General features: G+C 35.5%; 6 protein-coding genes. All 6 read left to right on the forward strand.

What is annotated here, in order from left to right; translation table 11 throughout:
- The first annotated feature begins 145 nt into the window (after positions 1 to 145).
- A complete protein-coding gene (locus ACIQXV_RS16215; RefSeq protein ID WP_402960244.1) occupies positions 146 to 1,039 on the forward strand; it encodes a branched-chain amino acid ABC transporter permease in 894 nt (297 codons plus the stop codon).
- Between the two features lie 18 nt (positions 1,040 to 1,057).
- Complete coding sequence (locus ACIQXV_RS16220) at positions 1,058 to 2,035, forward strand: branched-chain amino acid ABC transporter permease (RefSeq protein ID WP_402960245.1); 978 nt, start codon at positions 1,058 to 1,060, stop codon at positions 2,033 to 2,035.
- Positions 2,036 to 2,076: 41 nt separating this feature from the next.
- Positions 2,077 to 2,877 (forward strand): ABC transporter ATP-binding protein, encoded by an 801-nt coding sequence (locus ACIQXV_RS16225; protein WP_402960246.1) that lies wholly within the window; start codon positions 2,077 to 2,079, stop codon positions 2,875 to 2,877.
- The gene (locus ACIQXV_RS16230) at positions 2,864 to 3,565 is read left to right on the forward strand and encodes an ABC transporter ATP-binding protein (RefSeq protein WP_402960247.1); all 702 of its coding nucleotides are present in this window, start codon (positions 2,864 to 2,866) and stop codon (positions 3,563 to 3,565) included. The genes ACIQXV_RS16225 and ACIQXV_RS16230 overlap by 14 nt, the downstream gene beginning before the upstream one ends.
- 56 nt (positions 3,566 to 3,621) lie before the next feature.
- Positions 3,622 to 4,818 (forward strand): ABC transporter substrate-binding protein, encoded by a 1,197-nt coding sequence (locus ACIQXV_RS16235; protein ID WP_402960248.1) that lies wholly within the window; start codon positions 3,622 to 3,624, stop codon positions 4,816 to 4,818.
- 238 nt (positions 4,819 to 5,056) lie between these two features.
- Positions 5,057 to 6,226: XylR N-terminal domain-containing protein (locus tag ACIQXV_RS16240; protein ID WP_402960249.1), on the forward strand; the 1,170-nt coding region annotated here is incomplete at its 3' end.

The following is a 6,226-nucleotide window of genomic DNA, read 5'->3' on the forward strand; positions in this document are numbered from 1 at the left end:
AGTAGTCTGTATTTTATTCTGATATGTTGTTTTTCCTCCATATAAAATAAAGGTCTTATTTTTCTTGTTTTATATCATTCCACTTTTTCTTGGGGGTTTTTTGATAACATACCATTTTAATAAAATATAAAAAGGAGGAAATCTAATGGTAAGTGTAATGGTACAACAAAGCTTTTGGAGTGGGATCACAATTGGGTTTATTTATGGCCTAATTGCATTAGGGTTTGCACTAATTTACAACGTAAGCAAGATTCTCAATATCGCCCAAGGTGAATTAGTCATGGCTGGTGCTTTAATGCTTTATTCGTTTGTAAGCGTTTTCCACACACCAATATGGCTAGCATTCATCTTAGTTATTCTTGTTGCCGGTGCAGTTGGTGCCGTATTGGTGAAAGGGGCAATTGAACCTTTAAAAAAACCAGAGCCGCTGACATATATTATTGCCACCATTGCCTTTAGTGAAATTATCCGTGGGACCGCCCTATTAATTTGGGGAACTGACAATTTTGCTATACCGTCCTTTATTAAATCCACTGCGATTCCCATTTTCTCTGCTAGTGTTGATTCTCAATCTTTATTAGTTATTGGAGTATCTTTATTGATTTATTTTGCATTTAGCTGGGTGAATAAGCACACAAATTTTGGTATATCTTTAAATGCTATTTCAGGAGACCCCTATGCAGCCCAATTAATGGGGATTAATGTAAAGGCCATGACGATTATTGTATTTATAATTGGTTCCGGCATGGCAGCGATCGGTGGTATTTTGATTGGCCCTTTAACAACAATGAGTTATTATCAAGGCACCATGTTAGGAATTAAAGGGTTTATTGCTGGAATGATTGGCGGAATCGGCAGTTATAAGGGAGCCATTTTAGGTGGCCTAGTGTTAGGCTTATTTGAATCTTTTGCAGCAGGGTTTCTTTCTTCATTATTTAAAGATGCATTTGCCTTGTTACTTCTATTTATTGTGTTAGTGTTTTTACCTAATGGTTTAGGTGATCTAAAAAAAGTATTTAAAGTTTCTCACTCGAATTAAGGATGCGGAGGTGTCACGGTGATAAAAAAATTTTTTACATGGGATTTCAACTTGTTACTTCTATTTATATTAGTTGCACCTTTTATCCTTGGGGAGTCTTACTTCTTTGATACCATTAATATCATTGGAATTTACATCATTGCGGTCATTGGACTGAATTTAATTTTGGGAGTGGCTGGATTAATCTCAATGGGCCATGCCGCATTCTTCGGTCTTGGAGCCTATTTTTCAGCCTATATCTCTATCAACTTACACATGAATCCTTTTTTTTCTGTTTTGATTAGTTGTGCTTTAGTAGCTTTAATAGCTTTTTTACTTTCATTTCCACTTTTGCGTTTGTCAGGTTACTTTTTAGCTTTAGGAACTATTGCAATTGGTGTAATTGCTTACACTTTGGTGAACGGAGGGGGGGATTTAACAGGTGGTCCTAGTGGATTAGTAGCAATTCCAGAGTTTTCAATAGGAAATTTTAGCTTTAATTCAAACAATGGAAATTTCTATTTAATTTGGATAACAGTCCTACTTGTTTTTCTTCTTTCTAAAAATTTAATGAATTCAAAGGAAGGCAGAGCAATGAAAGCCATTCATTCAGATGAAAATGCGGCAGCCACCTTTGGAATTGATGTTTTTGGTACAAAAATAAAAATATTTACACTTGGGAGTACGTTAGGTGCATTAGCAGGTGGCTACTATGCCCATTACATGCTTTTCATCTCACCGGAGATCATTTCATTGAATGCTTCTATTGATATCCTGATTATGAGCTTTTTAGGTGGACTTGGTTCTTTTATGGGTCCCGTTTTCGGAGCTTTCCTTTTCCAAGTTATTCCGCAAATATCGGCTATGGCTCAAGAATATGAAACATTAATTCAAGGAGTTATCTTCCTTTTGGTCATTATCTTTTTCACTGGTGGAGTACAATCAGTAATTGATCGATGTATTTCGTTGTTTAAACATAAAAAGGGAAATAAAAATACACATAATGTCCAGGTATAAGGTGAAAATCCCCTGGTAACCGGATAAATAAAAAAGAAAGTGTGGCGAGTGAATTGGCGCTGTTATCGGTTGAAGGTTTATCAAAAAGTTTTGGCGATCTAAAAGCCGTTCAAAATGTCACTTTTAACGTAGATTCAGGTAAGATTGTTTCAATCATTGGACCAAACGGGGCGGGGAAATCTACTCTTTTGAATTTAATTACAAGAGTTTTAGCACCAACTAAAGGGAAAGTAAGCTTTATTAATCAAGATATCATATCAATGAAAACAAAGGACCTTGTGAAAGTTGGCATTTCCAGAACATTTCAAAGTGTGAGATTGTTTCATGTAAATGAAATGAATGTACTTGAAAATATTTTAGTTGGGTTTCATCATCAATATAACCATAGCATGCTTGCCTCTTGCTTCCGTTTTGGCAGAACTAGAAAAAATGAAGCAGAAATGTTGGAAAGAGCTTATGAAATTATGGAAATGGTGGGTATTAGTCATTTTGCACAAACACCGGTCAAAGAATTGGCATTTGGTAATCAAAGATTAGTAGAATTAGGCAGGGCCCTAGCTGCAGACCCACGATTACTTATTTTAGACGAACCAGCTGCAGGGCTGAATGATGTGGAAACAGAACAATTTTCAAAATTGATTAAGAAAATTAATCAGGCAGGTGTATCTATATTATTAGTAGAACATCATATGGGCTTAGTTATGGATATATCTGATAAAATTGTCGTTTTAAATTATGGAGAGAAAATAGCGGAAGGACGACCTTACGAAGTCCAGAATAATCCAGCTGTCATCGAAGCCTATTTGGGGAAGGAGGCTGAGACTGCTAATGTTGGAAATTAGTGATATTTACGCACGCTATGAACAACTAAACATATTAAAAGGAATAAATCTTCAAGTTGGAAAGGGAGAAGTCGTTAGCTTGCTAGGAGCAAATGGTGCCGGGAAATCATCAATATTAAAAACGATAACAGGTGGTATTACGATAACCTCCGGGCAAGTTTCGTTTGAAGGAAAAGAGATTACCTCAAAGCCAGGTTATACAGTAGCACGCAAAGGGGTGGCTCATGTCCCAGAAAATAGAAGGGTTTTTAAAGAATTAAATGTTGAAGAAAATTTAATAATTGGTGGAGCAAAACATGCTAATAAAAAAGAACTTAATAGGAGAATAGAATCTATTTACGACATGTTTCCCCGACTTCAAGAGAGGAAAAAACAATTGGCTGGCACAATGAGCGGCGGGGAACAACAAATGCTTGCGATTGGAAGAGGTCTTATGATGGAGCCTAAATTACTTATACTAGATGAGCCTTCCCAAGGATTAGCTCCTAAAATAGTAGAGGAGATATTTTCAACGATTGAACGACTGGGAAAGGAGGGGAGTACAATCATTTTAGTCGAACAAAATATATTTCAAGCTTTGCAAATTTCACACCGAGGATATGTGGTAAAGAACGGACAAATCATAATGGAAGGCAAGGCTAGTGACTTACTGAAAAATGGAGAATTAAAAGAAGCCTATTTACATTGATTGTTAATAAACAATTGTTTATTTCAATATTAAAAATAAAGTAGGGGAGAGGTATCATGATAAAAAGGTGGATCAGAAATATCGGTTTATTGCTAGTCATTCTAGTAACAATCACGGCATGTTCTTCAAAAAGTTCTTCTGGTGACGAAAACAGTAAAGAACCTATAGTATTAGGTGCAAACTTAGCTTTAACTGGGCCAGCAGGGACTTATGGTACAGCAATGAAGGATGTATTCGACTTTGTTATTAAGCAGAAAAATGACGATGGCGGAATTAATGGACGGAAATTAAAAATGGTTTATTATGATGATGAAAGTAAACCTGAAAAAACGGTACAAAATTTTCAAAAATTAATCAAAAAGGATGGTGTGAATGTCATTGTTGGTCCTAGTACAACCACAACTACTGTTGCGGTTGAGCCGATGATAGAAAAAGAAAAAGTCATTATGTTCTCAGGATCAAATGCTTATTCGCCACCAGGGAATAGTTTTGCGTTTAATACCTCTCTAAAGCAACCTGCTACACATCTAATCCATCATGAATGGCTAAAAGAAAAGGGAATTAAAAAAGTAGGAGTAATGGCCTCAACCGATGAAAGTGGGAATCTCTCCGTAAATATAATTAAAAATAATTTTAACAAGAAAGATGGAATTGAATATGTTTTTGAAAGAATGGCCCTAGATACTGTAAATGTTACCGCAGAATTAACTCGGTTAAAGGAGCAAGGCATTGAGGCCCTGGTTGTTATTGGTACTGGTGCACCTGTGAACATTGTTCTGAAAGGTGTTGATCAGCTCAGTTTGGATAAGCCTGTTTTATTGACGCAGACTCAATTAAACTTTGCGTTCGCTGACCAGGTTAAAGATTTTATGCCAAAAGAGCTATATATATCAGGGACACCACCAATGGTGTATGAACAATTAGACGAAAACAATCCGTTAAAACCAAATTTAAAGAAATTTGCTAAACTTTATAAAGATGGCCTTCATAAAGAACCTGATCATCTTGGTGCTATGGGTTACGATATTATTACCTCAGTAATTAAAGCAATAGAACTAGCAGGCAGTGATGATCCGGAAAAGATGAAGAAAGCCTTCGAAACAAAATTTAAGAATATGGCGTTGACAACTAGTGTCGTAAACTATACTCCTGAAGACCATCAGGGTACGAATGGTGATGGAATCGTATTAATAAGACTTAATCAAGATTCAACTTGGAGTCTTGCGATGGAGCCAAAATTCTGGGAAAAATAATTTAAACAGTCAATAATAGAAGTAAAGTAAACCCATCTCCAATAAAAACCCCTACTTTTTAAATTTTAAGTAGGGGTTTTTATTGAATTATTAGAATTGTGCGTTCATGCTGCCGTAGTTGTCCCCCAAGGGAATAAATTAGGCGGTTTGTCGATTTTGAATATTTCGAATATTATTCAAACCTTAAATATGTTAAAATACAATAAAATTAATCCTATCTATGTTAGGAGGGAAGTCATTGAAGGTTGATAGTTTTCTGAAAGATTTTTTAGAGAGTGGTCATACCGACTTTATTGGGGTCAATGCTTTAGGAATTTTACGAAAAGATCTGGTAGCTGTCCTCGGCATGGAAAGGGCGAAAGGCTTTTTGTTGCGGTATAGCCATAATTGTGGAGTAAACGATGCTAAATACTTCGAAGAAAACTTCTCTTGGGAGTCCGATATTGAAATAATTGAAGCAGGATATAAAATAAATGATTTAAAAGGACATGCAAAACTTATACCTATACAGGTCAGAACCGACCGGAAAAAAGGTGATTTTTATTTTGAAGGACGATGGTATTATTCATATGAAGCGGAACAACATATTCGGCATTTCGGCTTTCATCCTGAACCTGTGTGTCACACTCTAGGTGGATATGCAAGCGGTTACTCAAGTCAATATCTTGGTGAAGAAGTAATTTTTAAAGAAATTGAATGTATTGGAAAAGGAGACCCGAACTGTATTTTTATAGGAAAACCACTAAAAGTATGGGGAGATGAAATAAGTGACATTCTTCCTTTTTACAAAGAGGAGAATTTAAGTGACGAATTAGATAGAACATACAAACATATAGGCAAACAGAAAAAAATGTTAAGCGATGTATTGGATATTAATGAGAAACTATCAAAGATTTTAATTAAAGGGGGAGATATTTTTACTGTTTTAAAATTGTTATCTCAAAATCTTTCTAGTACAGTTATACTAGAAGATCGGAATTTTAACTTAATAGAAGCTTGCGGCGATTATATTCCTTATCATTTTATGGAACTGGTAGAAGCTCATAAAACAAAGAAAAAGTCAGCTTGGATGGACAGGCTTTTCAATGAAAAAAGTACCGTTCAACTAACAGTCAGTAACCAGTTCAATGGTTTGAAACACGAACGGATTATCTCACCTGTATTGCTAAATAATGAAGTATGGGGCTACATTTCTTTAATGAAAAAAGAAGGTACTTTTGATGAAATGGAGAGTGTTCTTCTAGAACGAGCCAATACGATTTGTGCTCTTCATTTTTCAAACGAGAGGACGGCAATAGAAACAGAAAAGCGAATTAGCGGAGGATTTTTAAACGAACTATTAATTTCGAATCCCGATATTAAAAACCTCTCTTATCGGATGAAACTAATGGGTTATGATCTAAATAAG

Source organism: Neobacillus sp. NPDC097160, from assembly GCF_044762155.1.
Classification (GTDB): domain Bacteria; phylum Bacillota; class Bacilli; order Bacillales; family Cytobacillaceae; genus Neobacillus.

Excerpts from the sequence above, each read along its gene's own strand:
- ACIQXV_RS16215 (WP_402960244.1), top strand. The coding sequence starts at position 146 with ATGGTAAGTGTAATGGTACAACAAAGCTTTTGGAGTGGGATCACAATT.
- ACIQXV_RS16230 (WP_402960247.1), top strand. The coding sequence starts at position 2,864 with ATGTTGGAAATTAGTGATATTTACGCACGCTATGAACAACTAAACATA.
- ACIQXV_RS16235 (WP_402960248.1), top strand. The coding sequence starts at position 3,622 with ATGATAAAAAGGTGGATCAGAAATATCGGTTTATTGCTAGTCATTCTA.